The following is a 26,952-nucleotide window of genomic DNA, read 5'->3' on the forward strand; positions in this document are numbered from 1 at the left end:
CGGGCGGGTGCCACGTCAGCGCTGCAATGTGTCTTTCAGCATAGCGCAACCATCTATACGCCGGCGGGATACGGACAAAATAGAACGGAGCAAGCCGTCAAGGTCGGCGAACGCCTTGCCGAAAGCGATACGTTCGGCTCTCAGGGCCTCCAAATCCGGCCGCGGATTATCCGCGTAAGCAGACAACAGGGCGGCAATATTGCCTGAAAGCGTTCCCATGGACAAAAGAATACCTTCCATCTTACCACGCGTTTTTTCATCTATTTCGAGAAAGCCCCCAATGCGGCGCACTGCAACGCGCATGGCCATACTGTCAGACAGTCCCAGCGAGCGCGCTTGGTGGGAGAAGGTCTCATATTCAGCCGATCGCAAACGCGTGCTTACGACCTTAAAGCCGTCGATACACACGCGATTATGCTGGTCGGTAGCAGTATCATACGGAGCCGGTTTGGCCTGCGCCATGACTTCCTCCATGGAATTGGAACGATTTTGTTCCGTCCGGGGCTTCGCCGCCAGGAGCAATGGAAAGCCTAGTCCTATTAAATCCCAAATCAATATTATACTTCCACAATTTCAGTTTATATTATTACAATCGCAATCATTATAACAACAGCGAAACCGTCTTTCATTGAACTGCTTGCAAATTAAAAGAACGAAAACAAATGAGCGGGCAGACGCCAGTCTGTGGGACGCCAAAGCCGAGACAGGTTGCGGTTCAGCAGGCTGGAGCGATTGCTGGCTTGGGACTGGACACCGACGCAAACAGCAGCGGTTCTACGACTTCCGATATTCACATCAGCGTTGGAAGGCGGCCCTTTCCGGGAGCTTACTCGGTGATTGACCTTGCCCCTAAGTTTTATCCAATTTTGAATTCGTTCCAGCGGTTGCTGTATTCGGGGCGGTAACGGCGGGTTGCGGTGCGGCCATTCCGGCTGCGCAGCACCGCATCAAGTCGCGGGTTGATTGTTTGAGAGAACTCGGCAGGTGTCATCCAGCCGAGGGCCGGAAATTATTGTACAACACGACGACAGAACACCCACGGGACGGAGGTTCGTGAGCTTTTGTATCCGTGGCATCCCTGGTCCGGTCAGTTCGTCCACGTCCATGAGGCGCTGACCAAAGGAACGGCTATTTTTCGCTGCAGCCTTTCTGGCGCTTCTTCTGATCGGCTTATTGAAGTCCCGGCGTGGATGTTCGACCGATCCGTGAGTGTCCTTCCCGAGAGAAGGGTGACAGTTCATACCGGAGACATGGGTTACACTTTTGGCCTTTGCGAGGAGAGCAAAGGTGCCTTGGCAGGAGTGTAATCTCATGGACGAGCGTCTCAAATTCGTTGCGCGGGTTCTGGATGGCGAGAAGATTGCGGCGCTGTGCCGCGAGTTCGGCATCTCCTGAATCAATCTGTCGAGCAGCGCCGTCGCGACGGGATCTCCGAACACATCGCCCCATTCCGCGAAGCCGCGGTTTGACGTCAGGATCATCGCGCCGCGTTCATATCGGGCGTTGACGAGCTGAAAGAAGAGATTGCCGCCGCCTTGGACGACCGGCAGGTAGCCGATCTGGTCGACGATCAGCAAGCTTGGCCTGCAGAAGAAGCGAATGCGATCCTGAAGCCTGCCTTCTCGTTCGGAACGGGCAAGCGAACCAATGAGATCGGCGAGCGTCGTAAAATACACGCTCTTTCCGGCCTTCACGGTTTCGACGCCGAGCGCTGTGGCGAGATGGCTTTTGCCTGTTCCCGGTGGGCCAAGGAAATGAACGGCTTCATGACGATCGACGAAGCCGAGCTGCGCCAGGGTGAGGATACGATCGCGATCGAGCGAAGGCTGGAAGGTGAAGTCGAAGCCGGCGAGCGTCTTGATCGTGGCAAGCCTACCCATTCGCAGTGCGGTCTTGATCCGGCTGTTCTCGCGTAAGGTGAGTTCCTCGGAGAGAAGGATATCAATGGCTTCCAGGGCGGAAAGCTCACCGTGCTCGACGCGTCGAACGACATGGTCGAGAGCTTCGAGTGCACGTGGCATCTTCAGGCCGACGAGATCATGAGGGATACGATCGATCATGGACGGAATGGAATCAAGGGTCGCGCTCATGGGCGGCCCTCCTGCGCCAGGACCTTGCCGATGGCATCGTAGAAGGCGAGAACCTCGCGGAGAAAATCCGTCACAGCCGTGTAGCCGCCGGTATAGCCTCGTTCACGCAGTTCTCGAAATAATCGACTGCCGTCAGACCAGGGTAGGATTTTACCCGTTCCCGCAGGTATGAAGCGAACGGGTCGATGACCGTCGCCCGAGGCTTTCTTGGACCATAGGCTGGAGCTTCGAGGCCTCGCTCTATGTACTTGCGCACCGCCTTGCGATCGATGCCTGTTTCTCTGGAAATAGCTGACACCGTCAGCCCCTGCTGATGCAGATCCAGGATCATGATCGTCTCCCTCAGCTTGATCACCAACATCCCCTTCCGACCATCGGAAGGAGTATCGGCGATGACGGGCCATCGGTCTTCCGGGGCGCGCCCCGGAAGACCGATGGCCGCAGCACCTGGGGAAGACTCAAACGGCACTATTGGGGAGTATTGCGCCGGTACTGACAGCCTGAGGATATCGTCGACGCCGTACGACAGCTCGTCCTTATCGCCAATGATGATGTGATTGCCGGTGTCCTCAATCGCAACGGACTGACGACCGGCAATGGCAATCGGTGGACACGGGAGCGGGTCACCGCGCTGAGGTCATATCGCAAGATTCCGGTCTTCCGTCCCCAGGTCGACGGGGTCGAGCCGTGGCTTAATCTGGGCGGTGCGGCGAAGTTGGTCGGGATAACGCCAAAACGCCGCGTCTGGCGGCCGAGGCTGGCGATATTGAGGGGGCTCATCCGCTACCCGATGGCCCATGGATCTTCAGCCGTTCCAAACTCGCCACCCCGCAAGCACGTCAGATCCTCGATCGCGCCCGGCAGAACCCTCGACACCCCACAGGATCGCATCCAGATCAGGAAAACCTATTCTCTTCCACAACATAAACGATGGGCGTTATGAAACAGGATTATAATCGCTGCGCCAGTTTGAAAGCGCTGAGCGAGCAACATGGGTCAGTGCCGAGATTAGCGTTCATTCAAGAATTCGTCTCGCAGCCGCCCATTGAAGCTTTCGATGAAGGCATTTTGGATCGGCTTACCCGGTGCGATGTAGTGCTATTCCACCTTGGTCCAATCCGTCCATTGCAGGATCGCGTTGCTGGTGAACTCGCTGCCATTTGTCGCTGACGATCATCTTCGGCTTGCCTCGTTCCTCGATGATCCGGTCCAACTCAAGGGCAACCCGCAGGCCGGAAAGGGACGTATCGGCGACGAGGCCCAGGCATTCCCTGGTGCAATCGCCGACGACCGCAAACACCCGGAACCTGCGACCATCGGTGAGTTAATCCGACACGAAGTCCAGCGACCATCGATCAGTGGCTGCCATCGGGATCAGCATCGGCGCGGGTGTGCCGATCGCTCGCTTCCGGCCGCCACGTTTGCGCACTGACAGCTTCTCCTCCCGATAGAGCCGGAAGAGCCGCTTGTGGTTCACAAGGCGACCCTCACGCATGAGCAGCACATGAAGGCGTCGATATCCAAAGCAGCGGCGTTCATGCGCCAGCGCCTTCATCCGCTCTCGAAGGTCATGGTCATCGCTGCGCCTGGTTTCGTAGCGGATCGTCATTCGGCAAAATCCGAGGAGCGCACGCTCATCATGTCATTGGTCATCGGTGGTCTTTCCGTCAGGTTGGTCTTGAACAACCCGATCCTAGTGGAGAAGACCTTCGCAGAATCGAAGAAATTTGTTCCGAGTTTACAAATCATCGATAACTTTGTGTGGCCGAGGGTGAGGGCGTGAAGCGCCTTGCCGGGGTGTCTCATTTCCCACTCTATAGCGAAAGCCCTCCTGACACGGGCCGCTCTCGACTCCGTGAACCTTCCAAAATCATCGATCGTTCGGAATTCATCTTCGCAGAACGAGCCGGTAGCGGTATAGCCAGCAACCCGTTCAGCAACGCTTGCTGTTCCGCATCCGATAGACGGTCGCCTTGCGCTGGAAATTCCAGCCTTAATTCCGAAGCGCGTGACAAGTCTGGTTCGCCGAACAATGACTGCGGATCAAAAGCCGCATTTGATGCAGCAACATCTCGGTTGTGCTCAGCAATACGCTCTCCGCCACTATGCACTGGGGCTGGCACACCATTCAAAAAACTCAAGAGCTCTTGTTCCGGAGCAGACTGATGACTGACCGCTGAAGAAGTTACCTGCGGAGCCTGAGCATCGTTTATGGCGTCAGACGATTGCAGATCCAAGGATGAGTGTGGTGGCGTTTCCCGCAAGCCGGTTAGTGTTGGTTTTTGCGGCGATCCATGAAGCGTGATCTCCGACAGAGACTCATTTGACGAGACGGAATGTCCGAGATACTTGTCAAGATTTTCTTCCGATCGCACCTCCCGTTCATTGCCGCGACGAGGACTCTGCGATATTGGACCTTTGCCTAGTGTAACCCCTTCCGCCTTAGAAGCCGAATCCGAAAAATGCACTGCTGACGACGGAGATTGTGGTTGCAAACCAAACTGCTGCTCTGATGCCTGTTGGAGAAATAGGGGGGAGTTTTGTGAAGCAAGATCAACTGGTTTGTCGTTCACGAGCGTGAGTTTGGCTTCGGTCTGGACACCACGGCCGTTTCGAACTCGGTCAGTCCGGTCCGGCTTCGACACCAAAGGGATGCTAGGATCCTCCCTTGGCGAAGATCTGGTGATAGCGGTGGGCTCCTGCCAGGCTTTCCTATGCTCGACCGATTCCGAAACACGGAGTCTCTGCGCGCAAAGTTCAGGTTCGCTCAATGCCGTCAGTTTCCGACGAACCGTCACTCCGAGTATCTTTTTTGAGACTTTCTTTATCTCAGCGCTCAGGTATTGCGACTCACTCTTATAAATTTTGCCGAAGGTGTGTTTAATGCTTGTCAATTGCTTTGTGGACTCATCGTAGATGGCCGATCTCTTGTTGAACATCCGACGGTGACTCAGGATATCTCGGCCTACTTCGTTGCCTTCCTTGTCCAGGAGGGACCTGTAAGATTTGCTGAATGTCCCACCAAGTTTCCGAATCTTCGTTTGCGAGGTATGGCGATCTTCCGATTTCGTTGTATTCCTGGAAAAGCCGGGGCGTTTATAGCCGACTAGCTCAAGGCCGCCTTTGTCGTCCCGCTCAAATGTTTCCCGCCTGGACCCTACTTGACGAGTCAATTTGCGGTAGAGTCTGTTCTCTGGTCCGCCAGGCTCAGGCGCACTCAGCTCCTCAGAAACAGGCCGAAACAGCCGACCACTGAGCCTGCCTCGGTTGACATACCGTGTCCGGACAAGGGAACCGGTTTCGTCCCGCTCCCACTTTTCCTCGAAGCGCCCGTCTCGATATTTTACATGCTTCGTGCGAAGAGTGCCGTCCTCAGCGTACTGATGGCTCGTAACCCTAGCCCAACTCTTCTTTTCGTGAAGGCTCAAATAAACTGCGCCCGTTTCTGCGTTGCGCTTTAGAACTTTCTTCGTTTTTTCAAAGATACCGTGCTCACGGGTTAGTTCTTTTGGGCGGTCGATTCGAAGCTGCTTATTTCCAAAAATTTTATAGCTTATTTCACCTCGAAAGCCGGCGTCCAGCTTGTCGACCATCTCCATATCGACAGTATATTTTCGCTTCTTTTTCGGCATCTCGAGCCGTGCCTGCCGCCTCATTGCGTTCTCTTCCGTAAGCAACGCTTTACACATTTGCTCATACAGGCGCTTGGTGGCACGACGCATGTCACTTGTAAGCGATTTGGTGACAGTCTTTTTTGTGATGCTGACCACGGCTGAGCTCTTTCACTAGCTACTTCGGACGGTACAGGTCTCATCGCTCCCGCAGTGGCGGAACGTCACAGCCCGTTTATGCTTTGACCACGCTGTCGATTTTCGTAGTTCCGGCGACTATCAACGATTGGCCGTACCACGGGATCCGGACGGACAAAATCACGCGAATATTTATCGGTCGGTTCGCGAAGCAATTGGGCCGCGTCGTCTGGTAACTTAATTAAGAGCCGCTTATATTCCGCAGCACTCGTGTAGGTACCGGTTCGCTGGCCTTTCTCATTTCGGTCCGCAATGAGAACGTTGTTCTCGGTCAGCTGTTGTTGCAGCTTTTCCGAAGAAAGATCTCGAATGTCACGTAGATCTGCGCCGTTCGCAACAATCACTGCCGCCTGCCCGGCAAACTGCTCAAATTTTATGGAATTCGCATAGCTTTGTCGGCCCATCGAGTGGGGTAGTCCAACTCGATTCATCACCTGAGCGAAATGCTCCGGATCGGAATATTCCAATCTGGCAGGGGTCATATAGCGATTACCATCGCGGGCAAGGACTTGAACGCGATCCCATTGCTCGCCCTTTTTCAAAGCTTGCGACCAGGGCGAGTTGGGGGCGTGTTGCATTAGGAAATCGACGCTAACGAAGCGATCGCGAGTCGTTCCTCCCTGCCCATCCGGCTGCCCTCCCATATTGATGGTCGCAAGCGGCAAAGCTTTGTTGTGAGCTCGATTCTCTCCTGCGAATTCCGCGAAGCGGATATCCGCAGCTCCCCGTTCCCATGACTCCAGATACCTGGAATCATGCATGATACCCGACTTCGATTTCAGCTTGATCTCGGTGTCACTACCATACTTAGTCTTTATTATCCGCTCGAACTCCGCAAAGGACTTATTGGCGAACTTGTCACCGGCAGACCTGTACACTAGATGGACATGATTTTCCGGGGTCTTGATCAGAATATCAGGCAGAAGCGAGCCAGCCTGGAATTGGTGTTCGTAGCGCTTCTGAACCTCTCGGGGGCCATATTTCGTTTGTATGTACCTGTCTTGAGGCCTCAATCTGTAATTTTGATCGAGCTTTATGTTCTTATCTGTTTGATAGAATATATTCGTACCCGTGACGCCCATCTCTGCGTGAGCACGATTCCAGACTTCCAACTTGTATTGAAAACGCGCCTTATCCTGGTCTTTTGGCTCAAGGTTATGCCATCTCGCGCTTAATTCCGCCGGGACGTCAATTCTTTCAAATGCGAGAGGCGGGGGATAATAATTGCCGGCCCCGTCCCTATAGAGGCGGCAGCTTGCGTTGAATTCCGCTTTGGTGGGTAGATGCTCAAGATCACCTTTAGACGTACCGGCAAACGCATCCGGTCCAGTTTGCCGCACCAGAATATACTCGTCTGCACGCCGATCATGGCCAGGCAAAACCATATTGGCGAACAGGCTGGATAACTCATTGTCCACTTCGGACTGATTGCCGTGGACGCTATGGGAATCATGACTGGATTGGGAATTAAGCATCTCGTCGAACTGAGAGCTTACATTTTCCGTGTGAGCTGGGGTCCCGGGGATGTCGAACTCGAAAGTTTCGTGGCTACCCGTCATCTCGATATCAGGAGTCGTGCTTGAGTCTAGTGCTTCCTTCCTTTGACGCTTGGGATCGACGACAACAGCATTTTCGAAGTCGCGCTCGCCAGTCACAGGGATATTTTCCCCATTGTCTTCGCTTTTCGGATCCATCGTTTAAATCCTTCCTGCGAGATTCTCTTCGGGCAGCGGGCACCGGAGGACAAAATTCTCCAGTTCAATCATTTCGAGATCCAAACTCGTGAAACCGTTTGAGCGGTGATTGATGCTGAACGCTTCTGTGTGAATTTCTCGCGGCTCCTCAGGCAAGGAGACGGGCCTGGTTTTATTCGCATTTAGTTTAATGATCGCCATGTCGTTGTTTCTCCTGCAAAACTTGCGACGTTCTCCATCTCCGCGGCCTTGAACGGCCTGAGCGATTGCAGGGCGCTAAGCGCGACCCTTTCCTCAGACTTGGAGCCGTTTTGCTGGGGAGCCGGGCCGCAATCGGCTCTTCCGACGCAAGGTCGACATCACACGTTCCCGGCCGAAGATCGTTCAGAACAACTCGCACTTTGAGTTCGCCGAATTGCCGCCTTTTCAGCTTGACTGTCGGCAGACAGCGGCTCCAATCGGAACCCCGCGCGCGATGTAAGCCGCATCAACATTCTTGCCGTGCTCTGAATTTCAAGGCTCCTGCGCCAGCAGTCTCTCTTCGGACACAGTTTTGCCTCCTGAATTGAAGTGAATGTGTGTGGAATCTACCATTTGAGCCCCGGTCTTTGAACGACTATCGCGCTTCATCTGAAACTCTTGCTAGAGCATGTCCTGCGATTGATGAATCGATTGTGAGGTGACGAGAGCGACCGAAGCTGATTCAACATCCACAGCGGAGAGGTGGATGATGGGACAGGCCCTGAGTGATGATCTCCGAATACGGGTTTTGAAAGCGTCTGCGTCGGGCATGTCGGCTCGGCAGGCTGCGGCTCGTTTCGGTGTTGGGATTTCGACAGCGATCCGCTGGATCGCAAGAGCGAAAGAGGGTGAGTTAACTGCTCGGCCACAGGGCTGGAGACGACCTTCGGCAGTGGATGCACACGAGGAATTCGTTGTCGCGTTGATCGACGAGCGTAGGGATGTGACGCTCGGTGAGATGGTTGAGCGCTTGTCCGTCGAGCGGCAGGTGAAGATCAGCCGCAGCGCACTTGGCGCCTGGCTCCGAGGCCGTGGGTGGACCTTTAAAAAAGACCCCCACGCACTGGAGCAGGACCGACCGGACGTCCTGAAGCGCCGGCGCGCCTGGTTCGATGGTCAATTGGACCTCGATCCGGAGAAACTGATCTTCATCGACGAAAGTGTGCTTCAGAGGCACGGAAGGAGTTCAGTATGAGCTAACCCCGTAACGTGAAGCTGCGTGAATGATGGAGGATGGCCCTCCGGGATCGGCTTTCAGGAGCGGGTCTCAAACCAGTCCGAGCTGCTGCGGTAAAGAGCCGTGGTGGTGAGCGCCGGATGAAAAGTTCGGACGAGATCCGAGCAGGTGCGTGTCCGAAAGACGAACGAAAGTGAACCCTCCGAAGACGCGCCGTTATGAATATAAGCGTCGTCGAAACCAGGACTGTTTCGTCATCCTGGGACGAGTCCGCCGGGTGCCTGATGATTGGGCGGGCGGCGATCGGCGTAGAGGGGGCGTGAGTTGGACACAGGCTTTCACCCGGAACTGCAGGAACCAGGCTCCTGATGCCAAGGGAGAAGCCCAAGCGGAGAAACCGTAAGGCGAGAGTACCGATGCAGGAGACTGGGGCGGACCGATCCGTATGAGCGTTGAGGGCCCTGTAATGGGGCCGGAGCAAAGGGATCGGATCAGGTGGTCGTATTGTTTGGAACAACTGGAAACAGGATGACTTCGATAGGTACGACAGACAAGCCGTTTCGGATTGAGAAGCGGCAAGTGTACGAAGCTTACAAAGCGGTCAAAGCCAACCGTGGTGCAGCCGGGTGGACGGTGAGACCCTGGAGATGTTTGACAAAGACCTTCCGAGAAATCTCTACAAGATCTGGAATCGGATGTCTTCTGGGGCTTACTTTCCGCCGCCGGTGCGCGCCGTCTCCATTCCAAAGAAGACTGGAGGCGAAAGGGTTTTGGGCGTGCCGACGGTCAGTGATCGGATCGCGCAGATGGTGGTCAAGCAGATGATTGAGCCGGATTAGAGACGTGGTCATTATGGATAACCTGCCTGCACGGGACTGTCAGGAATTCTGTGCGTGAGGCCGGTTCGTCATTGGTTGAAGAACCGTTCGCCAAAGACGACGGCGAACTGGGTTTTGGCCTCGAACCATTCGCGAGGCGGACGTTTCCAGTCTTCGGCCGCGTGGTTCAGAACTAAATATAGCAGCTTCATGGCGGCATCGTCACTGGGGAAATGGCCCCGCGAGCGGACTGCCCGCCGGAGTTTGGAGTTTAACGCCTCGATGGCGTTGGTCGTGTAGATGATCCGACGCACGCTTTCGGGAAAGGCGAAGAAAGGAATGACGTGTTCCCAATTGCGTCGCCAGCTCTGAGCGATGGCAGGATATTTTTGACCCCAGTATCCGGTTTCGAACGCTTCTAGCGCCTTCATTCCGGCTTCGGCGTCCTTGGCGCGGTAGATTGCCCGCAGCGCCGGGACAACCGGTTTTCGGTCTTTCCATGACACGAATTCGAGCGAATGGCGGATGATGCACGATGCAGGTCTGGACGATCGTCTGCGGGAAAGCAGCGGTGATCGCCTCTGGAAAGCCTTTCAGCCCGTCGACGACGGCAATCAGGATGTCCTGGCAGCCCCGGTTCTTCAGTTCGTTCATCACCCGCAGCCAGAACTTCGCGTCTTCCGTCTGCTCAATCCACAGGCCGAGGATTTCCTTGGTGCCGTCCGCCAGAACGGCAAGCGCGATATAGACGGCCTTGTTGCGGACGAAGCCCTCATCCCTGATCTTGACCCGGATTGCATCGAAGAACACGAGCGGATAGCAAAGCTCGAGCGGCCGGTTCTGCCATTCCCCAACTTCCTCGAGAACAGCATTGGTGACCGCAGAGATCAGATCCGGCGACACCTCGATACCGTAGATTTCTTCGAGATGACCCTGGATCTCGCGCACCGTCATGCCGCGCGCATACATCGAGATGATCTTGTGATCAAAGTCCGGGAAGCGACGCTGGTATTTCGCAATCAGCTTCGGATCAAAGGTCCCGGCCCGATCGCGCGGGATCGACAGCGTCATCTTTGACGTACCTGTCAGCACCGTCTTCTTCGAAGAGCCGTTGCGACGATTGGCGTTGCCCTCCGCCTGTTCGTCATCGAGATGCTCGTCCAACTCGGCATGGAGAATGCGCTCTGAAAGCGCCTTCCTCAGATCGTCGAGCAAGCCATCCTTGCCGAACACCTCAGACGGATCGCGGCCAGCCAAAAGCTGGTCCAGAAGTTCCTTGTCGATAGCCATGTGATGATTCTCTCCTTTCCATCATCATGGCCTCACGCACAGGATTCCTGGCAGTCCCTGCTGCACACAAGATAGCCGGTGTCCGCGATGCCATCGAACGTGCCGGCGCCAAGCTCATGTTCCTTCCGCCCTATAGCCCGGACTTCAATCCAATCGAGAACGCATTTTCGAAGCTGAAAGCCATGTTGCGAGGCCGAGCCGAGCGAGAGATCGATGCTCTATGGGATGCGGTCGGGGCCTTGATGCCTCGCTTCACTGCGGCAGAATGCGCAAACTACTTTAAGGCCGCTGGATATGGCATCTGCCAAGTCATGCGAAGGTGCGCTCCACGACCCAGCGACGCGGCAGAACCTCGAGGCCCCTTGGCCTTATCGGTCCGCTTGACGATCTGGAGAGTGAACGCAGCGATCTTTTGCAGTGCGCCCTTCAGCTTCGGTCCGGCATAAACACCATCGGCGAAGATATGCCTCAGCCACGGCCAGCGCCTGATGGTTTTGAGGACGGCAGGCGCGCCGTCGCGATCCTGAATATCGGCGCTGTGAACGATGAGGCCGACCATCAGTCCGAGCGTGTCGACGACACTATGACGCTTGCGTCCCTTGATCTTCTTGCCCGCGTCATAGCCCGAAATTCCCCCACGTTCCGTGATTTTCACGCTTTGACTGTCGATCACGCCCGCAGACGGCGAGGCCTCCCGACCTTCCAAGTCACGCGCCTCCATCACAAGATGATGGTTGATCCGGCCCCATAACCCTGTCGCTCGCCATTCATAGAAATAGGACCGCACAGTTGTAAAAGGTGGAAAATCTCTGGGCATCATCCGCCACTGGCACCCCGTCGTGGCGATGTAAAGCAGCGCATTCACGACCTCGCGAAGATCGGTGCTGCGCGGTCTGCCCAACCGCCTCGGTCCAGGCAGGCAAGGCGAGATCAATCCCCATTCCCGGTCCGTCAGATCGCTTGCATACCGCACTGCGCGTCGGGCATATTGCCGACGGGTGAAATCAGTCCAGCCCATTGTGGTCTCCGTTTGTCCTAAGCAAACAAACAGAATCACAACTGGCTGATTTCACTCAACTCTTTTTCGGTCAGCTCTTAGACCCGCGCTCCCCCGCCCATTCATCGATCTCGTCAGTCGCATTCGACCTCCGCGGTCGATGATCGAGCCTTCAAAGGGATTTGCCTGCACTGCCAGGAATGGCGGATCTCGCGTGGTCGCATTGTGCCCCCCGTTGCAAAGTTTGCAAACGCAGCGGCTCACCTCTCGCGCTTGCCGGGATTTTCCCGTTCAAGTTAGAACAAGTGCTACATGGTCGTGGGGAAATCGCCGTTCTCCCTCCTCAGTTCGTTCTGTCGAAAAATTTGGGCGTTGCGGTCTGAATATTGGTCGACACACGCTCCAGGCCACAAGCCAATGTTTCTGGGACGTCTGCCGCGGACATGCACTTGGCCATCTTGAAATGCCAGTTGGGATCGAGGTGTCCCTACTATCTCCTTGAACATCGATCGATCATGCAGGGATGGAGATGGATGGGGCCGTGCACGATTTGTCGTTCAAGCCGCCTGGAGCGGGCCGCGCCGGGCGTCTCTTGGCCGTTTGCGCTCGCGGCTAGTGAGCGAGGAGGACCGGAATCTCCCTTTACATTGCGCGTACCGTCCTCGTCAGCACGAGGCGAGCTACCGCCGTATTGGCCTCACGGACATAAGCGTGCGATTCATGCTGACCGTTGTCGGATCGAGGCCTATTACACTTCTGGAACGGCCGTCTATTGCTACATTCGCGATCAATATAACAGGAATGAAATATAAAATTCGATTAATAGATGCCCTCATGAATACTCGAAGAAACACGGGAATATACGAACAGGCAGACGCCATTTCAGTGTCACACCACAGGCAGGACAAAAAATGAAACTTCTGACATTTTGCTCCTTCAAAGGAGGTGCAGGCAAAACGACTGCGCTCATGGGTGTTTGCGCTGCCCTTGCAAACGACGGCAAACGGGTGGCTCTCTTCGATGCCGACGAGAACCGGCCGCTGCCGAGGTGGAAGGAAAATGCAATACGCAGCGGGACCTGGGACCCTTGCTGCGAGGTTTACGCCGCCGAGGAGATGGCCCTTCTCGAGGCAGCCTATGAGGACGCCGAGCTTCAGGGATTTGATTATGCGTTGGCAGATACGCATGGAGGATCGAGCGAACTCAACAACACCATCATTGCCAGCTCAAACATGCTTCTGATCCCTACAATGTTGACCCCGCTCGATATTGACGAGGCATTGTCGACCTACCGCTACGTTATCGAGCTGTTGCTGAGCGAGAACCTCGCAGTTCCCACAACCGTATTGCGACAACGTGTTCCGGTCGGCCGATTGACCACATCGCAGCGCGCGATGTCGGACATGCTCGCGAGCCTCCCGGTTGTGCAGGCTCCCATGCACGAGAGGGATGCCTTTGCCGCAATGAAGGAACGCGGCATGTTGCATCTCACATTGTTGAACATGAGAGCTGATTCAACGATGCGTCTGCTTGAGCGGAATATCAGGATTGCGATGGAGGAACTCGTGGTCATCTCAAAATTGATTGGCGACGCCCTGGAGGGTTGAAGATGGGTATCCGCAAACCGGCCCTGTCCGTCGACGAAGCGAAGCGGCTTGCTGCAGCTCGACCCGGGATTATTCATCCGGACCTGCAACATTTCTCCCGGGATGCAGCCGCGCCACGGTTGCCCCAAAGAGCCGGCCATGAAGAGCGACGAACGACATCTGCTCTTGCCAAGCGTTCCGGCCCCGAATCGCAATCGATAAGAACTGTGGATGCGCTCAATTCGAGCACGGCGCCGGAAAAGGTCCAGGTTTTTCTTTCAGCGCGGCCGCCCGCGCCTGGAGTATCAGAAATATATGACAGTCTGATCCTGCAATACAGCGCTTCCAAGTCTCTGCAGATGATACTGCGTCGTGCGCTCGACGATTTCGAAACCATGCTGATGGACGGATCGTTTAGCAAGGCTTCCCAAAGCTATCCAATCCCTCAGGAAACTTCCGAAAAACGCGTCATTGTTCAGACATCCCGCATGCTCCCCGTATCGGCGCTGAAAATCGCACGCGATCACTTCGATCCATCCGGACTGGAGACTTCGCGCGCGTTTGGCCTTAAACTCGCCACCGCCGCGCTTGCTTCATTCTTTGACGCGGCGAAGGCACCGGGACGCGGCCGGAGGACGTGAGATGCCCGAACAATTCGAGCACCTGCCGGACGCGGGAAAAATTGGTTCGGGATCGAACCGCCGGATGGCTGCTACGCCAGATCAGGCAGCCATCACTCCTCCGTAGGAAACATTCACATCAATATCGAAGAAGTAGCCGGCACCTCTTGCAGTCTTGATCAGCCGAGGGTTCGCCGCATCTTGCTCGAGCTTGCGGCGAAGCCTCAGGATGAGGACGTCGATGCTTCGGTCATATACCTCCTCTTCGCGCACCCGGCTCGCAATCAGAAGCTGCTCGCGGGATAACACATCGCGCGGTTTCTCGAGGAATGCGACCAGAAGGTTGAACTCACCTGCAGTGAGCTTGACCTCGGCGCCGCCTTCCGAAGTCAAACGGCGTTGTCTGAGATTAAGTGTCCAGCCGTCGAAATAGAATGTGCGCCGATCCTTGGTGCGCGCGACGGTCGGACGCACACGCAAGGCAACGCGGATCCGTGCCAGAAACTCCCGCGTTCCGAAGGGTTTTGCGATAAAATCGGTGGCTCCGAGTTCGAGAGCCAAGACCTTGTCCGCTTCTTCCAGGCGATCTCCGCTGATGATTATGATCGGAACGTCTGATTTTGTTGCTAGCGTGCGGACGATTTCAAGCCCATCCTCACGTCCCAGATTGAGATCAACGACCACAACATCGACGGTCTCGGATGAGAGGACGCGGTTAAACTGCTGGCTGTCGGCTACGGCAGTCACCTTCAAGGCATGAACCGTGAGACATTCGACGATAAGATGCCGCATCGCGAGGTCGTCATCAATGACAAGAACGTGTTTCAACCGTTCACCTTTCATTCCAGGATCCCAGCGGCTGAGGCTGAGCGTGCATAAAAATGATTTGTTACAAACATAACCCGATACATATCTCGCCTGCTTGAAAGTTGAGCAACATCTAGTGCTGATCCAGAAGATCGCCAATCGCCTCTCCCCGACGGCGCGCATCAGCGGCGAGCCAGATTTCTTCCACCTCGTAAATGTCGCCGTAGGCTCGAAAGGGTATGATGACATCAATCGCGCTCGAAAGCATGTCGATCAGTGTTCTATCTTCCAGGCCAGCGCCCTGCGAGCTGCTTTTCACCAGTGAAAACAGTTTCTTGAACCCCTGAACAGGATTGGCGCCGTGTATGGTGGAAATCGATCCCGGATGCCCTGAGACGACTTCACTCAGATAGGCCCATGCCGCGTCGTCACGCATCTCTCCGAGAAGAATCCGGTCCGGCCGCATGCGCAGACTGGCCTGCAGCAGGTGCTCGGCGGTTACAGCGTCCGGTCCGCCCGCATTTTTTGCATAGAGCAGCCGGACGTGGTTCTCATGTGGAATGACGAGTTCGAGGGTATCCTCGATTGTGATCAGCCGTTCCTGCGGCGGGATTGCACTGATCAGAGTCTTGCTCATCGTCGTCTTGCCGCTCCCGGTTGGGCCGCAAAGCAGCATCGTCAACCGACCCACGACGCATGCATGCAGAAATGCCTCCAGATCGCCGCTGTCGTAGTGCCTGAGGATAGTTTCATCCTGTTGATCCCGGCGCCTTTTTCGCCTCTCCCACTGGTTCCATCTTGAAACATCGTAACGGTCCGTAACCCCGTTGAGACCGGAAACATGGGAAGCTGGCCGTCGAATCGTCAAGCTCACAGTGCCCGCCAGGACAGCGGGCGGCAGGCAAATTTGCAGCCGCTCACCACCCGGAAGTTCAGTGGCGCAAAGGGGATTTCGTGGTCCGACATCCTGCTTTCTCAATGCGCCTGCCAGAATGGCGATATCTTCGAGATCGTTGTATGACAGAGGCAGGGACATTTTGGTGAAGATGCCGCCCTGGCGCAGAAATGCCTCGCCAGGTCGATTTATCGCAACCTCTTCGGTCCTCGGGTCGTCGAGCCATTCCAAAACCGGATTGAGAAGAAATCGCAGCTGCGTATTGACCTCCATTGTATCACATCCCGTTCTGTGAGCGAAAAAGTTGGCTTTGTCAGCGGCGGTGCTGCCGGTATCGGGTCGCGCCACCCGTCACGCGAAGCTGGTAAATGTCGGAGAAATCAAGGTCACGAGCCACGAAAATCGAGACCGTATCGCCCTGATTTTTCCTCAGGGTCGGCGGTATGTTGATGGTTGCCTTGAGAGCAGTATCCGCCGTTTGTTCACCGTTGTTCTGGATACTGTTGAAGCTCGTTCCGCCGTCCGAGCTGCCGGCATAGGTGCTCGCTGCCTGGAATGCCCCTTGAACGACACTAAGGAGCATGGCGCCGCCAAAGCGCTGCCAGAAGTGGTTATCGACGGTGCCCGGCAATCCCGAGCGGCCGAGTTCATCCGTGCCGGGCGATGAAAGCGAAATCATGGCATGATTGGGCGTCTCCGCGCGGTCCCAAAGAACAAATACCCGCGCATCTCCTTGTTGCAGACCACGCTGGATTTCGCCGACGACTGTGGTACCACGATCAAGTAGCACAACATTGTTGGTCGTGCCGCGAACATCCCTGGGCAATACGCATTTTACATAGCCAGCCAAATTCGTGTCGATTGCCGTTTGCAGGATGCACGGGATGATCGTTCCCTGGGTTATCATGAAATCCGGGTGGGGCAACAGCGTTGCCTTGCTGGGCTGGAGTTCGGTGGGCTTCATGCGTATCGAAACATCGCTTCCTGCAGACACCTCACCGTTCGGCGGCGTCCGCTCTTCGTCCTTGTCATCTTGCCGGCCGGTGGCGCCATGACCGGGGCGGTCATCGCCACCGGTATACGCGAAGATCGGTGTTTCCGCCGGCTGCGGCTCACTGCGTGCTGGTTCCGGAGCAGGCAACTGGACGGCTCTCTCGGCCGGCGGGGCATCGGGTGAAATCTCGATTGGTGCCGGATGAAACGGCTGCGTGTTCGTGGAGATCATGGGAGACGGTGGCGGGTTTGCATCCGCCTTCTTCTGTCGCCCGCCGAGCCAGATGAGACCAAGTGAAAGCACAAGAACAAGACCTGCAACGATCAGCTTGCGGGGTCCCGAAAGTCGCTGGTGATGTGTGCCGGAGACAAGGGATCCGCCGGCATCGATATCGTGGGACGGTTGCTGATCATCCCCGATCACCCTCTCTCCTCCATCAGCACGCGCTTCACATCCGGCCTGACCGTACCCGTATCCGGCCTTCGGCCAACAGGATCGTAGGCAGTATTCCAGACACACAAAACGGTGTTACCATCTCTCAGCCGCCAACCACTAGAAACTGAAGAAATCTCGACATAGCTCCCCTTGACTGAATAGTTCGCAACCGCTTCCTTGCCGTCAGGATCAATCGTGTAGATGGAGGGTATGCGAACATTGCCGGGAAAGCGGAATACAGTTGTAAATCCGTTATCGAATACTTCGAGCGGCAACAGCGAACGATCACCCTGGGCCACGTAGTGCCAGTTCCTGTCTCCGGTGGCCCCTGTTGTGGCGGGCTGATCCAGCAAATCTGCCGCCCTGCGTTGATACTGCGCTTCCCCACGCAAGCGGTCTGCGGCTGCCTTGTCCTGCGCCTCCTTTCGGCGGGCCGCCGCTTCATCGGCAGGATAGGCGAATTGTACGCTGTAGTAGAGATCAGGCTGTTCCTTATCGAGATGTGCCAGCGTACTGGAAGAGATGCTGAAGACATAGCGCCGCATCCCGGCATCGCTTGCGGTCAGCACCACCACCGGCTCGGGCGGCAGAACCTGACTGGCTTTGAAGAACAGATAGTTTCCGCGTGGAAGTGCCGCGAGAGTCTTGCTGTTGGAAACGGCCACTGCCGTCACCGTTTCGTTGGCTGCGAACGAAACAACCAGAGTGGCTCCAACCGCCGTCGACAGGTGTACCACCTGATCGGGATTGTAGGCCAGATAACGCATACGCGGGTCCAGTCTGCCTGGCGTTGGCGTTTCTTCGGCCATCACGCCGGTCGCGGCAAACAGCAGACATGCCAAGGTGAGAAGCTCTTTTTTTTTCATGGTTCGCCGGCGCCCGCGTTGGAAACGGTATCTTCGGATGTCTGGTATGATGTGATGACCAAACCTCCCGGATTGGTAAGCCTTAATCTGCCGGGCAGGCTGTTCACCTTTTCGTAGTGAATTGTTGCGGTCCACGTACTCACCACCGGCATTTTGCTGTCGATGACGAGGGTCCGTTTGTAGCGAATTTCCTGCACACCCGGCGCTACATCGTTCGAAGCAATGTGCTCAACCTCCAGCCTGCCGCGTTTTCCGACGACGACCTGAGGTGAACCTGGATTGGGATAATTGAAGAACTGCTGGTAATCCTGGCGCACCGCCGGGGCGCTGAAGTTCGAGACCAGATCATAGGCGTACTGGGCAGTATCAGCGGTGTAACTCTCGCGCATCCGGACATACTCCCACAATGAGGCGTTGACGACGGCTTTTTCCTGGGTGGCAGGCAAGCGCGAGACGGATACCTCGCTGTCCACTGTGCCGTCCGGCCGGATCCACAGATACACCGGCACAAGCCTTGTCAGCGGTACCATTGTGGCAATCGTGAACGCTTGAGCGACATTGCCCAAGGTTGCGACGGCTGCGACAACCGCAGCCACTCTGGAGAGACGTCGCGCCGATTTCGCACGTGCGGTTTGAAAAGCCTCCACTTCCTTGTAGTGCTCGGCCAGCTTTTCCCGCCCTACCAGCAGCGCATAGTCAGACCCTTTCATGCTGTCCATCCGCCATACCCGGGTGAAGATCTGACGGCGCAGGTTGCCATCGTCCCACATTCAGCGGGAAAATAGGTCCTTTACAACTCGCCGGTTTGTCATTCGTCTGGCAACCGGTCAAAACGATAGCCAAGCACAGCAAGCAATATTTCATTGAGTCCTCCTTTGGCGCAATGTTTCACCCTAGCGTCGTTCAACCTGTGCAAAGCGGCGGTACAGGCTGTTGGCAGATTGGGTTACACCGCTCCAGTAGCTGCCACCGATATTGCCGGCGATCGCCGGCAGGGCGACGATGAGTGCGTCCCCGGTGAGAAAGAACATGTCGAGTTCATAAAGACCAATGATCTTAGCCGCGGTCGTACCGGCAAGCGTGATCACACCGAGTATAAGGGCGAGTGCAGTCGCCTCGGTCAGAATGACTATCGTCGCCACGATGTTGAGCAGCAGCAGCAGGAAACCGTAGGTGATGAGTTGTCCGATCCACTTGGCCGCGATATCGCGAGTGCGATCAAAGATGTATCCCACGAGGACTAGCGGACCAATCGTCAAAAGCACCTCCGTGAGAATGCCGACGGCATCATAGATTCCGAAGGCAGACCAGAGCGTGCCGTAAAAGACCCACTGAGCCCCCTGAAAGGCAAGAATGTCCTGGTCGTTCATAGGTCCGATTTCGGACGCGATTTTCTGGAATGCGGCCTGGCTGAGCGCGAACATCGAGTCCAGTTGCGTGGGGATCGTCTGCAGTGGAAGGCCGCTGCCACTAAACTGCTGTATGAAATCCGGGATTGTCTCTTCAAACACGGAAACCACATAATCGTGGTAGTTGGCCTGCCCGACGACAAGGGCAACGACGACACTGACCATGATCACCCGTGTGATACCACCGCGTACGTCGACCTCACCACGCATCACAAGAACACCCTGGACGATAATCCAGAGGGTAACACAAGCGATCAGCGGAGCGCTCACTTTCTCCTGGATCGCCTCCAGCACTGTATCAAGACGTGTCTTGAAGGCCAGATCGAAGATCGTATGGATGGCCGTAAACGGCGCCGGAATGGTGAAATTCATCGCTTGCACCTGATCTCGACTGTCTTGTCACGGAGTATCGGGCAGGACTGTTGGCGTCCCCGGCGCGCGAATCGGCGACACTGACAGGTTGCGCGTCCTCATGGCAGCGCCCCGAAGATGGCCGCGGTCTTCTGGTGCTCCTTGCGTTGTTCGGCCGCTTCTTCCGCCGCATGAAGGCCCGCCTGCGCAGTGGTCATGGTCAGCAAGCTGGTCGCCTGGACATTTTGAATCGCTGCATCGTGGATCTGCTTCAGGAGCAGCCCATTGGTGACAGTTGCCTGCATTATATTGCGGGAGCGGGAAAGCTGTGCTGAAGTTTCCGCATTCGCCTTCAGTCGTTTGTCCATCGCTTCCAGGTTGTCGGCTGCAATTCCCGTGCTGTTTGCAGCACCGGTGATCTGCGACCGCAACAGGTCCGCTTCAGCGTCACTACCAGTCACGGTACGGTCGGCGTCGCCGGCGATCGCACGCGCCGTGGTCGACGCGGGCCGTTGCGCCGAGAACATTTCGGTATCCAGGTCCCTCGTGGCGGGATACTGGTTTTTCTGGTTGAGTAAGGTCAGCAAGCCGGTCACGCCATAGGCCGACGTCAGCATCGTCACCATCGCAATGGTCTGGGCGAGATTATCTGCCGTTGCGAGCGCCGTCGCCAGTGTTTCGGCATCTGCCACCGGGTCACTGACAACCATCTGCGCCCTGGCAGGTACGACAGAAAGAAGGCTACCGGCAACAGCCGCAGTAACTAGTCTCGACATCTTCATGGTTTCCCACCTTTGATCAGTCTTTTGCCTCGTGGTAACGGTTCATGAATTCGCTCAGCCAGGCAGAGGGGTCTTCTCCCCGTGCCTCGCGCAGTTGATCTGCAAAGCGCACTGTGTTCGCACGTCCCGAAAGTACGGCGATATATTCTCGCATTTCGCGCAGATCAAATTCGCAGATGACACTTCCGCTCTCCCGTTTGAGCAGAAATTTTCGATTGCCCACAGCCATCTCTTCGCGGATCGCCTGGAATTCCTTTTCGGTGCATTTCAGTCCATCGATGTAGGCCGACCGATTTGCCGTAGGCGACGGATAAAAGATCTTCGTCATGCACTGGGCAACCAGGCTTGCGCCCAGTTGCGATTCCAGAACATGTTCGGGTTGCTGTGTCGCGAGTATCAGCATCCCGTTGTTTTTGCGTACGGTCAGCAGGAACTTGTCGATGACGGCTGAAAACTTGGGATTCAGCAAATAGGCGCGAAACTCGTCGCAACTCATCACGAACCGGCGCCCGTCGAGCAGCGCTCCAATACGGTGCAGGAGATATGCTGCCGCGGGAGCGCATACTTCCTCGTATTCGAGCAGATGCGTCATGTCGAAACCGGTAATCGAAGGGTCCAGCCTAACGTCGTCAAGCTCGCCGTCGAATGCCCAGCCCAGCGCATTGCCGCGGCACCAGCGCTGCAGTCTTGCTCCGGCCCCTTCGGCAGGCCCGTGCAACAGAAATTCGCGCAGCCCCGCGATCGAGCGCATAGGGGGATCGAACGACAGCTGTCTATGGATACCCCGCACCAGCCGCCGGTTCTCCTCGGGGGATATTCCGCCCCGCCCATCGCTCTCTATGAGCGCGACAAGCCATTCCCGCAGAAAGTCACGTGAGGCTGCTGTATTTTCCAGGCCGCGCAACGGGGCCAGTCCACTGGGCACACCTCTGCGAAGCGCGAGATACGTTCCTCCGGTGGCGCGAACGAGCAGTTCACCGCCACGATCCTTATCGAAGAAGACGACCGCACCCTCACGCTCGAGCATGCTCTGCTCGAGCATGGCGAGTATGAATGTCATAAGCGTCGTCTTTCCCCTGCCGATCGGACCGAATATCGCCGTCATGCCGACATCGTGCTCATGGGGAATGTAATCGAATGGAGTTCCACCGTTGGTGCGGAAGCGCGCGATCGCATCGCCCCAATGTCCAGAGCGGGCACCTTCGGGATAGTTTTCGAATGAGACCAGGCCGGCGAAATTGCGCGAGTTGATGGCTCCCGGGCGTGTGCGCCATCTGCAGTTGCCCGGCAACTGCGACCAGTAGGCCGCCTCCATGCCTATGCCCTCCTGGACAACGACGGCTCCCGCATCCGCAAGTCGCGTCCGGGCCCGGGCTCCTTTGTCGGCGAGGCTCTCAAGATCCTTCGCATATATGCAGAGGCTCAAATGGTGTGATCCCATAACAAATTGGTTGCTGGCCAATGCATCCTCCGCTTCGGCCAGTTCGCTAATCTGGGTAACGGCCTTGTCGCCGGAACTTAGCATCTGGCGCGACTTGAGGCTGAGCTTCGCATGCGCTTGCGCGCGGGTCAGGAATGAAAAGCTCTGCGTCAGAACAATCGGAAAATCGAGGGACAGCAGGGTGTTGAGCATACCCGGTCGCGTTCGCGCGGGGTATTCTCGAAACGAGTAGATCGATCCGACGTAACTTTCTTTAGGCGTCCGGATCTCGATCCCCCGCTTCCCGCAAATGACACGGTCGGTATAGATCGAGGCGCCCAGTGAGCCGCTGACGACCGGTACCGGTGCAAATCGACCGGTCATGACGAGCCGCAGCGCCTCTCCAACCTCCGAGAAAAGTACATCCTGCTTCTCGCGAACGCCGAGGCGTCGCAGGCCGTATTCTTCAAGAGCACCGGCAACGACATGCCAAAGGTCTTCCAGGTGCCTGATCTGGCCTGCGAGTTCATTTTCCTTCTTCATGTAGAGTTTGGCGAACTTCCTCTTCACCTTCCCGAGCGCTGTCCGCGGAAAGACCATTAGCGTGAGGAAGTGGTCGTTGCGAAGAAGCTGGCCGCACAGGACCCGCTGTTCGAAGGCTCCGCTCAGGCTGGCAGAAAAAGCGCTGCGAAAATGTCGCGCCGGTGCTGGCGACACATCGTCGTGACGCACTAGGTGAGCATATAGCGACACATGATCATCGGCGATATTGCGCAGGAGCGTGTTGAATGCACGACAACGCGCATTGCGCATTTCGGCATCCTCGAGTTCGAACGCCACGCCGCTGATATGTGCCATGGTCATGATCGAGCCGTCTTCGAGAAGGACGATATGGTCGCTGAGGTGTCCGACGTAGGGTAGATAGACTTCACCGGATCTTTCGGTCGTGCCACTTGTGCCGAGCATTACGCCATTCCTCTGCCTCTTGCGGGAACCCTGATTGGATTCGGACTGACGCTTGCGCCACCCCAAACCAGACCATCGACATTCCTTCCGGCCGTCTGCAAAAATAGCAGGACGACGCTTGCCGCGTTGTAATCTCGCTCCACGACAAGTCGTGCTGAGAACCATAAGGGTATGATAACCACTTCGTAGAGCGGGTTCTGGACGACAACGATGACGAAACCGCCCAACATCATGAATATCCCCGCCAGAGTCAGCGGCACCCCGAGAAACAAAGCGGGTCGTGTCGCTGCCAGGTAAAGGGTCGCTTCTTCGAGACGCTCATTCATCAGCCGGCCGGGCTTGAGGAAAAAATGCTCCACCACATTGCCCCTCCCATGCTAGATGCAGAACCGGATACGGCGCGAATCACGGCGTTCGAGAGCGCGACCCGATTCAGGTTTAGCCGACATCTATATATGCATTGCCTCATTGCTGACCTCCTTGATCCAAGTCAAACGGCAGTCGATCGTCGTCTTCGATCCTGCGAGTGTCCCGGTCAGGCACAGTTGGCGCACCGGACGCGCCGCCAGACTTGCCCTCGGGAGAAAGACGTTTGTATGAGCCCCAAACATCCCATGTTTCTTCGGATCGCGGCTTATCGCGATCATCCGTTGTTCGCCCGGTGATCGGCGGGACGAGTTGTTGAGCGGCGAGTTCGACCTTTCGGACGTAGCCGTTCGTAAAGCCGTGCGTGAAGTCACCGGTGTTGTAGGCCGAGATTGCCTTGCGAAGCGCCAGTTGCTTCATACTGGGCGTTTCGCCCCCTGCATAACTGCGACCAAGCAGTTTTGCCGCGACGGACAATGAGGTACATGCGTCAAGGGCAAGGGCGGCTGACAGGCTCAGACCGGAGAAATTCCCAGAATTGATCTGCATGAGACCGACATCGAGCGAGTGCCGGGCCTTGAGGCGCTCCATCACGGCCTGTGCTGCCTGTGCGTGGTTGTTCCAGCGAAGCGTTTCGCGCGTGGTATTGTCATGTACAGTGAGCGGATCAAGGCGGCTCTCGACCCTTGCGATCGCCGCGAGCGTAGATGGTGCAACGGAGGGGGCGCATTCGCGAGCGAAACGATTGAACTCGTCAAAAGAGAGCGGCGCCGCGTCGCTCGGCGGGCACACCCAGACCAGCATGACGATCGAAAGCGGTACCGTTTCCCTGAGCATTCCAGTCTCCTCAAATCGTCACCAAAGCGGGCCCTCTTCGTTGGAAAAGATGCCGCAGTTTGATGCTCACGATTATCGGCAGTTCGGTTACACTAGGATTTTCGATTTTTTATTTTCGATGTCATATGAAGCGCGCGGCCGGCTCACAATAGGCATTGAGAGCCCGCCCTTTGGAGACACAGCTCTCCGGTGCGGGAAATCACCGGATAGCACCCTGTGTCCTGATCTTGAGACTAATTGCATACGCCATGGTTCTGGAAGATAAGGGCTTCGGCAGAAACAGGGCGCTCAACATGTCGTCCCCCAGGGAAGACATGTTCAGGCCACTTTCTCCAATGACGATGACGGCGGTCTTGAAAGCCGGCTGCAGGGCAATCGCAGCCTGATTTCTGGGAAGGGACGAGTAGTCGATCAGAATCAGATCGGCTTGTTTGCCTTTCGAAATCCAGTCTTGAAACTGACCAAATGTTCTAAAACCAGCAGGCTCATAGCCCAGAGCTGCGATATTGTCCTCGTAAACCTCCCGCAAGACGAGATCAGGCTCAACGAGTGCTACTGTCTCGCCCCTCCCGCGCGGCGTTTCATAGCGGCCGAAAAATGTGTCGGGACTGACGGGTTCCCTAGAGGATGGCGGCAGATAGATGTCAAAACGCGTCCCCTCGCCAACGGCTGAAGCAACATCAATGTATCCTGCAAAACCGCTGACTTGCCCGTGGACGGCGGCGAGCCCCAAGCCAGTACCACCGCAACGAGCGCGCGTGGTGAAGAACGGTTCGAAAATGTGAGGCAGGACAGCCTCGGAAATGCCTTCACCGGTATCACTGACACATAGAAGAACATAATCACCGGCTGGCATGATACCATGCGCCAGTGCTTTCGGTCCGGATACAATCCGGTCAACGACGATGTCGATCCGACCGTCAGTATTAATGGCTTGTGACGCGTTCTTGCATAGATTCATCAACATCTGCTGAAGCTCAAGAGGACTTCCCTCGACCACGGTCCGTTTGTCGTCAAACCGGAAATTGAGGTCGATGTTGCGTGGCAACGCAACGCGTAACAATGGCGCGATTTCCGTCACGAGTTCCGAGACACTGAACGGCGTGATCACGCGTTCCCGCTTTCGGCTCAACGTCAGAATCTGGTCGATGATGAGCCTGGCCCGGTCGCCCGAAGAGATTATATGCTCGATGTATTTTCGCGCGACCGAAGATCGACGCAATGAATTTTGCGCCATTTCGGCGTGCCCGATGATCGCGCCCAGGATGTTGTTGAATTCGTGCGCTATTCCACCGGCGAGTGTTCCGACTGCCTGAAGGCGTTCCGCATGCTCCAGGCGTCTCCCAAGAATACCACATTCGGTTTGCTTGCGCCGCACATCGATGTGATGACATAGACAGGCCGTAGCGAGTTCGAGGAGCTGAATTTCACCAGCACTCGCTCGCAGATGATAGCTTTGGTAGCCCAGGGAGCAAATTGCTATCAACTGATCCGTGGATTTATGTGCCAGAAGTATCGAGAGGCCCGGAATTTCCCGCGAAAAACAGCCAGTCTTGCGCGTCGGCATGACGCGAAACACCGACGCCCGTTCATTCGACTTGGCAAGCGAGACCATTTCGCGTAGCGTCCGGTCCTCCCATACCGGCAAAGGAAGCGTCGCGGCGAAAGTTTCAACAGCCCACCTGTCGCCGTGGTCCACCAGTGCCAGCGCGCATGCATCGGCATTAAAGAAGCGCTGGATAATTTCAAGCGCAACTTGCGCCGAGGACTCAAGCGATGGCGCCGAGACTCCGTCAGCTTCGAAACAAACGCCGATCTCCTTGATCAATTCCTCGTGGTCCAGCCGCCTCGCTAGCCAGTCAGTCTTGCGGCGTAGCCGGTAGACCAGTGAAATGATGTAGATGCAGAGGCAAACCGCAACAAAACCCAGGAAGGTTCGTGCACGCTGCTCCCTCACGCTTTCCAAGCTGTACGCCTCCAGACATCTGCGCTGCAATCTTTCGGCGATTTCAGTGGCATCGGAGATCTGAATCACGTTTACCGCATCGTTTACCCGGGGCAAGAGCGACAGAATAATTGGCCCCTCGCGCGAAAGTATGCGCAACGTGGCTTCATCTGCACCGCGGGTGTTTTGGATCCTGTCAAGTTCAAGGCTAATCGCCCCCGAAAGAGCTGGGCTTGGCTGACGTATATACTGCAGCATCAGGTTATCCAGTTTCAGGAATTGGCCCCTTTGATCCGTAGACGACGGTCCTGGAAGAATGCTGAGCGCGCGGGTGAAGCTGGCCAGCGAATCCTGCAGGAGGACGTTCTGCGCGCCAAAGGTTGCGACGGCAGCATCGGTCGTGTCCACGGACACCTTCAGCTGGTTCAGCATTTGAGAGAAATCGTCGCCGCTCAAAAGGGGAGATTGTTGAAACCGCAGCTTAAGATTTTCCAGATTTCTTCGCAAATTTCCTAACCTGGAAAGGATGGGCCGGTAGGTCGTAACCATACCGGTACGGGCGCGGAGGACATCCCGCTGCAACGAGGCGCTGTCGATATTGATCGCTCGCAGCTGGGTAAGGATTGCCCAATTGGTTTCGTTGTCCTGCCAGCATACAACTGCCATCACGCCAAAGATCACCGCAGTAACGGTGAGGGCTGGGATAGACCACGACCTTGCACCCATTTTGAAATTCTGGCGAGTCGGTGAATATCTTTCATTCATCCGTACATACCT

The 26,952-nt window shown here is 56.2% G+C and carries 19 protein-coding genes and 11 pseudogenes; 8 read left to right on the plus strand and 22 right to left on the minus strand.

Features of this window, described 5'->3' with window-relative positions; all coding sequences use genetic code 11:
* Positions 1–15 precede the first annotated feature (15 nt).
* On the minus strand, positions 16–462 hold the full coding sequence (virD1, locus tag N2597_RS33280; RefSeq protein ID WP_011427368.1) for a T-DNA border endonuclease subunit VirD1: 447 nt from the start codon (positions 460–462) through the stop codon (positions 16–18).
* 387 nt (positions 463–849) lie between these two features.
* A pseudogene (locus N2597_RS33285) lies at positions 850–1,000 on the minus strand (IS3 family transposase); the annotation flags it as partial.
* A 287-nt stretch (positions 1,001–1,287) separates the two neighbouring features.
* On the opposite strand from N2597_RS33285, the pseudogene N2597_RS33840 reads away from it, so the two are divergent.
* A pseudogene (locus N2597_RS33840) lies at positions 1,288–1,392 on the plus strand (helix-turn-helix domain-containing protein); the annotation flags it as partial.
* Between the two features lie 2 nt (positions 1,393–1,394).
* Here the strand turns inward: N2597_RS33840 and istB are convergent.
* Both istB and N2597_RS33295 read right to left on the minus strand, forming a co-directional pair.
* Positions 1,395–2,090: pseudogene (gene istB / locus N2597_RS33290) on the minus strand (IS21-like element helper ATPase IstB); the annotation flags it as partial.
* A gap of 71 nt (positions 2,091–2,161) precedes the next feature.
* Positions 2,162–2,445, minus strand: a pseudogene (locus N2597_RS33295) (helix-turn-helix domain-containing protein); the annotation flags it as partial.
* Between the two features lie 144 nt (positions 2,446–2,589).
* Between N2597_RS33295 and N2597_RS33300 the strand changes: the two are divergent.
* Positions 2,590–3,017, plus strand: a pseudogene (locus N2597_RS33300) (recombinase family protein); the annotation flags it as partial.
* Positions 3,018–3,039: 22 nt separating this feature from the next.
* Here the strand turns inward: N2597_RS33300 and N2597_RS33305 are convergent.
* Positions 3,040–3,714: pseudogene (locus N2597_RS33305) on the minus strand (IS3 family transposase); the annotation flags it as partial.
* Between N2597_RS33305 and N2597_RS33310 the strand changes: the two are divergent.
* Positions 3,628–3,873 (plus strand): hypothetical protein, encoded by a 246-nt coding sequence (locus tag N2597_RS33310; RefSeq protein WP_133118220.1) that lies wholly within the window; start codon positions 3,628–3,630, stop codon positions 3,871–3,873. The pseudogene N2597_RS33305 and the gene N2597_RS33310 overlap by 87 nt on opposite strands.
* A gap of 31 nt (positions 3,874–3,904) precedes the next feature.
* Here the strand turns inward: N2597_RS33310 and N2597_RS33315 are convergent, their stop codons facing one another.
* The 3 genes from N2597_RS33315 to virE1 form a co-directional block, all read right to left on the minus strand.
* On the minus strand, positions 3,905–5,860 hold the full coding sequence (locus N2597_RS33315) for a virulence VirE3 protein (protein ID WP_011427365.1): 1,956 nt from the start codon (positions 5,858–5,860) through the stop codon (positions 3,905–3,907).
* Positions 5,861–5,925: 65 nt separating this feature from the next.
* Entirely contained in the window at positions 5,926–7,593 is a 1,668-nt protein-coding gene (locus N2597_RS33320; RefSeq protein WP_011427364.1) for a type IV secretion system single-stranded DNA binding effector VirE2, read from the minus strand.
* A 3-nt stretch (positions 7,594–7,596) separates the two neighbouring features.
* Entirely contained in the window at positions 7,597–7,794 is a 198-nt protein-coding gene (gene virE1 / locus N2597_RS33325) for a type IV secretion system effector chaperone VirE1 (protein ID WP_011427363.1), read from the minus strand.
* 529 nt (positions 7,795–8,323) lie between these two features.
* Between virE1 and N2597_RS33330 the strand changes: the two are divergent.
* A pseudogene (locus tag N2597_RS33330) lies at positions 8,324–8,782 on the plus strand (helix-turn-helix domain-containing protein); the annotation flags it as partial.
* A gap of 537 nt (positions 8,783–9,319) precedes the next feature.
* Positions 9,320–9,627 (plus strand): annotated as a pseudogene (locus N2597_RS33335) (group II intron reverse transcriptase/maturase); the annotation flags it as partial.
* A 71-nt stretch (positions 9,628–9,698) separates the two neighbouring features.
* On the opposite strand, the pseudogene N2597_RS33340 reads toward N2597_RS33335, so the two are convergent.
* Positions 9,699–10,899, minus strand: a pseudogene (locus N2597_RS33340) (IS256-like element ISRle12 family transposase).
* 62 nt (positions 10,900–10,961) lie between these two features.
* Between N2597_RS33340 and N2597_RS33345 the strand changes: the two are divergent.
* Positions 10,962–11,195 (plus strand): annotated as a pseudogene (locus N2597_RS33345) (transposase); the annotation flags it as partial.
* 16 nt (positions 11,196–11,211) lie between these two features.
* Here N2597_RS33345 and N2597_RS33350 read toward each other — a convergent pair.
* A pseudogene (locus tag N2597_RS33350) lies at positions 11,212–11,917 on the minus strand (IS5 family transposase); the annotation flags it as partial.
* Positions 11,918–12,807: 890 nt separating this feature from the next.
* On the opposite strand from N2597_RS33350, the gene N2597_RS33355 reads away from it, so the two are divergent.
* Complete coding sequence (locus N2597_RS33355; RefSeq protein ID WP_011427359.1) at positions 12,808–13,503, plus strand: conjugal transfer ATPase VirC1; 696 nt, start codon at positions 12,808–12,810, stop codon at positions 13,501–13,503.
* 2 nt (positions 13,504–13,505) lie between these two features.
* Positions 13,506–14,123 (plus strand): conjugal transfer protein VirC2, encoded by a 618-nt coding sequence (locus N2597_RS33360; RefSeq protein ID WP_077991683.1) that lies wholly within the window; start codon positions 13,506–13,508, stop codon positions 14,121–14,123.
* Between the two features lie 81 nt (positions 14,124–14,204).
* On the opposite strand, the gene virG is transcribed toward N2597_RS33360, so the two are convergent.
* From virG to virA, 12 genes are all read right to left on the minus strand, one after another.
* Complete coding sequence (gene virG, locus N2597_RS33365; RefSeq protein ID WP_011427357.1) at positions 14,205–14,945, minus strand: two-component system response regulator VirG; 741 nt, start codon at positions 14,943–14,945, stop codon at positions 14,205–14,207.
* Between the two features lie 97 nt (positions 14,946–15,042).
* Positions 15,043–16,077 carry a P-type DNA transfer ATPase VirB11 gene (gene virB11, locus N2597_RS33370; RefSeq protein WP_011427356.1) on the minus strand — a complete coding sequence of 345 codons (1,035 nt, stop codon included), beginning with the start codon at positions 16,075–16,077 and terminating at the stop codon, positions 15,043–15,045.
* Between the two features lie 40 nt (positions 16,078–16,117).
* Entirely contained in the window at positions 16,118–17,221 is a 1,104-nt protein-coding gene (virB10, locus tag N2597_RS33375; protein ID WP_011427355.1) for a type IV secretion system protein VirB10, read from the minus strand.
* Complete coding sequence (gene virB9 / locus N2597_RS33380; protein WP_011427354.1) at positions 17,218–18,099, minus strand: P-type conjugative transfer protein VirB9; 882 nt, start codon at positions 18,097–18,099, stop codon at positions 17,218–17,220. The genes virB10 and virB9 overlap by 4 nt, the downstream gene beginning before the upstream one ends.
* Positions 18,096–18,809 carry a type IV secretion system protein VirB8 gene (locus N2597_RS33385; protein WP_042119589.1) on the minus strand — a complete coding sequence of 238 codons (714 nt, stop codon included), beginning with the start codon at positions 18,807–18,809 and terminating at the stop codon, positions 18,096–18,098. The genes virB9 and N2597_RS33385 overlap by 4 nt, the downstream gene beginning before the upstream one ends.
* Positions 18,796–18,963: a type IV secretion system lipoprotein VirB7 gene (locus N2597_RS33390; RefSeq protein ID WP_011427352.1), complete on the minus strand. Its 168-nt coding sequence runs from the start codon at positions 18,961–18,963 to the stop codon at positions 18,796–18,798. The genes N2597_RS33385 and N2597_RS33390 overlap by 14 nt, the downstream gene beginning before the upstream one ends.
* A gap of 29 nt (positions 18,964–18,992) precedes the next feature.
* Positions 18,993–19,880 carry a type IV secretion system protein gene (locus tag N2597_RS33395; RefSeq protein ID WP_011427351.1) on the minus strand — a complete coding sequence of 296 codons (888 nt, stop codon included), beginning with the start codon at positions 19,878–19,880 and terminating at the stop codon, positions 18,993–18,995.
* A gap of 98 nt (positions 19,881–19,978) precedes the next feature.
* Positions 19,979–20,641 (minus strand): pilin minor subunit VirB5, encoded by a 663-nt coding sequence (gene virB5, locus N2597_RS33400; RefSeq protein WP_011427350.1) that lies wholly within the window; start codon positions 20,639–20,641, stop codon positions 19,979–19,981.
* Positions 20,642–20,657: 16 nt separating this feature from the next.
* On the minus strand, positions 20,658–23,027 hold the full coding sequence (virB4, locus tag N2597_RS33405) for a type IV secretion/conjugal transfer ATPase VirB4 (RefSeq protein WP_011427349.1): 2,370 nt from the start codon (positions 23,025–23,027) through the stop codon (positions 20,658–20,660).
* Positions 23,027–23,353, minus strand: coding sequence for a type IV secretion system protein VirB3 (locus N2597_RS33410; protein WP_011427348.1), 327 nt, complete (start codon positions 23,351–23,353; stop codon positions 23,027–23,029). Before N2597_RS33410 ends, virB4 begins: the two co-directional genes overlap by 1 nt.
* A gap of 139 nt (positions 23,354–23,492) precedes the next feature.
* Positions 23,493–24,230 carry a type IV secretion system lytic transglycosylase VirB1 gene (locus N2597_RS33415; RefSeq protein WP_011427347.1) on the minus strand — a complete coding sequence of 246 codons (738 nt, stop codon included), beginning with the start codon at positions 24,228–24,230 and terminating at the stop codon, positions 23,493–23,495.
* A gap of 199 nt (positions 24,231–24,429) precedes the next feature.
* Positions 24,430–26,940, minus strand: coding sequence for a two-component system sensor kinase VirA (gene virA, locus N2597_RS33420; RefSeq protein WP_011427346.1), 2,511 nt, complete (start codon positions 26,938–26,940; stop codon positions 24,430–24,432).
* Positions 26,941–26,952 lie beyond the last annotated feature (12 nt).

It is taken from the genome of Rhizobium sophoriradicis (genome assembly GCF_025200795.1).
Lineage (GTDB): Bacteria > Pseudomonadota > Alphaproteobacteria > Rhizobiales > Rhizobiaceae > Rhizobium > Rhizobium sophoriradicis.

What these genes read in the sequence shown, in the direction of transcription:
- virD1 (WP_011427368.1), bottom strand. Translation starts at nt 462, where the DNA reads ATGGCGCAGGCCAAACCGGCTCCGTATGATACTGCTACCGACCAGCAT.
- N2597_RS33310 (WP_133118220.1), top strand. Translation starts at nt 3,628, where the DNA reads ATGCGCCAGCGCCTTCATCCGCTCTCGAAGGTCATGGTCATCGCTGCG.
- N2597_RS33320 (WP_011427364.1), bottom strand. Translation starts at nt 7,593, where the DNA reads ATGGATCCGAAAAGCGAAGACAATGGGGAAAATATCCCTGTGACTGGC.
- virE1 (WP_011427363.1), bottom strand. Translation starts at nt 7,794, where the DNA reads ATGGCGATCATTAAACTAAATGCGAATAAAACCAGGCCCGTCTCCTTG.
- N2597_RS33355 (WP_011427359.1), top strand. Translation starts at nt 12,808, where the DNA reads ATGAAACTTCTGACATTTTGCTCCTTCAAAGGAGGTGCAGGCAAAACG.
- N2597_RS33360 (WP_077991683.1), top strand. Translation starts at nt 13,506, where the DNA reads ATGGGTATCCGCAAACCGGCCCTGTCCGTCGACGAAGCGAAGCGGCTT.
- virG (WP_011427357.1), bottom strand. Translation starts at nt 14,945, where the DNA reads ATGAAAGGTGAACGGTTGAAACACGTTCTTGTCATTGATGACGACCTC.
- virB11 (WP_011427356.1), bottom strand. Translation starts at nt 16,077, where the DNA reads ATGGAGGTCAATACGCAGCTGCGATTTCTTCTCAATCCGGTTTTGGAA.
- virB9 (WP_011427354.1), bottom strand. Translation starts at nt 18,099, where the DNA reads ATGAAAAAAAAAGAGCTTCTCACCTTGGCATGTCTGCTGTTTGCCGCG.
- N2597_RS33385 (WP_042119589.1), bottom strand. Translation starts at nt 18,809, where the DNA reads ATGAAAGGGTCTGACTATGCGCTGCTGGTAGGGCGGGAAAAGCTGGCC.
- N2597_RS33390 (WP_011427352.1), bottom strand. Translation starts at nt 18,963, where the DNA reads ATGAAATATTGCTTGCTGTGCTTGGCTATCGTTTTGACCGGTTGCCAG.
- N2597_RS33395 (WP_011427351.1), bottom strand. Translation starts at nt 19,880, where the DNA reads ATGAATTTCACCATTCCGGCGCCGTTTACGGCCATCCATACGATCTTC.
- virB5 (WP_011427350.1), bottom strand. Translation starts at nt 20,641, where the DNA reads ATGAAGATGTCGAGACTAGTTACTGCGGCTGTTGCCGGTAGCCTTCTT.
- virB4 (WP_011427349.1), bottom strand. Translation starts at nt 23,027, where the DNA reads ATGCTCGGCACAAGTGGCACGACCGAAAGATCCGGTGAAGTCTATCTA.
- N2597_RS33410 (WP_011427348.1), bottom strand. Translation starts at nt 23,353, where the DNA reads ATGAATGAGCGTCTCGAAGAAGCGACCCTTTACCTGGCAGCGACACGA.
- N2597_RS33415 (WP_011427347.1), bottom strand. Translation starts at nt 24,230, where the DNA reads ATGCTCAGGGAAACGGTACCGCTTTCGATCGTCATGCTGGTCTGGGTG.
- virA (WP_011427346.1), bottom strand. Translation starts at nt 26,940, where the DNA reads ATGAATGAAAGATATTCACCGACTCGCCAGAATTTCAAAATGGGTGCA.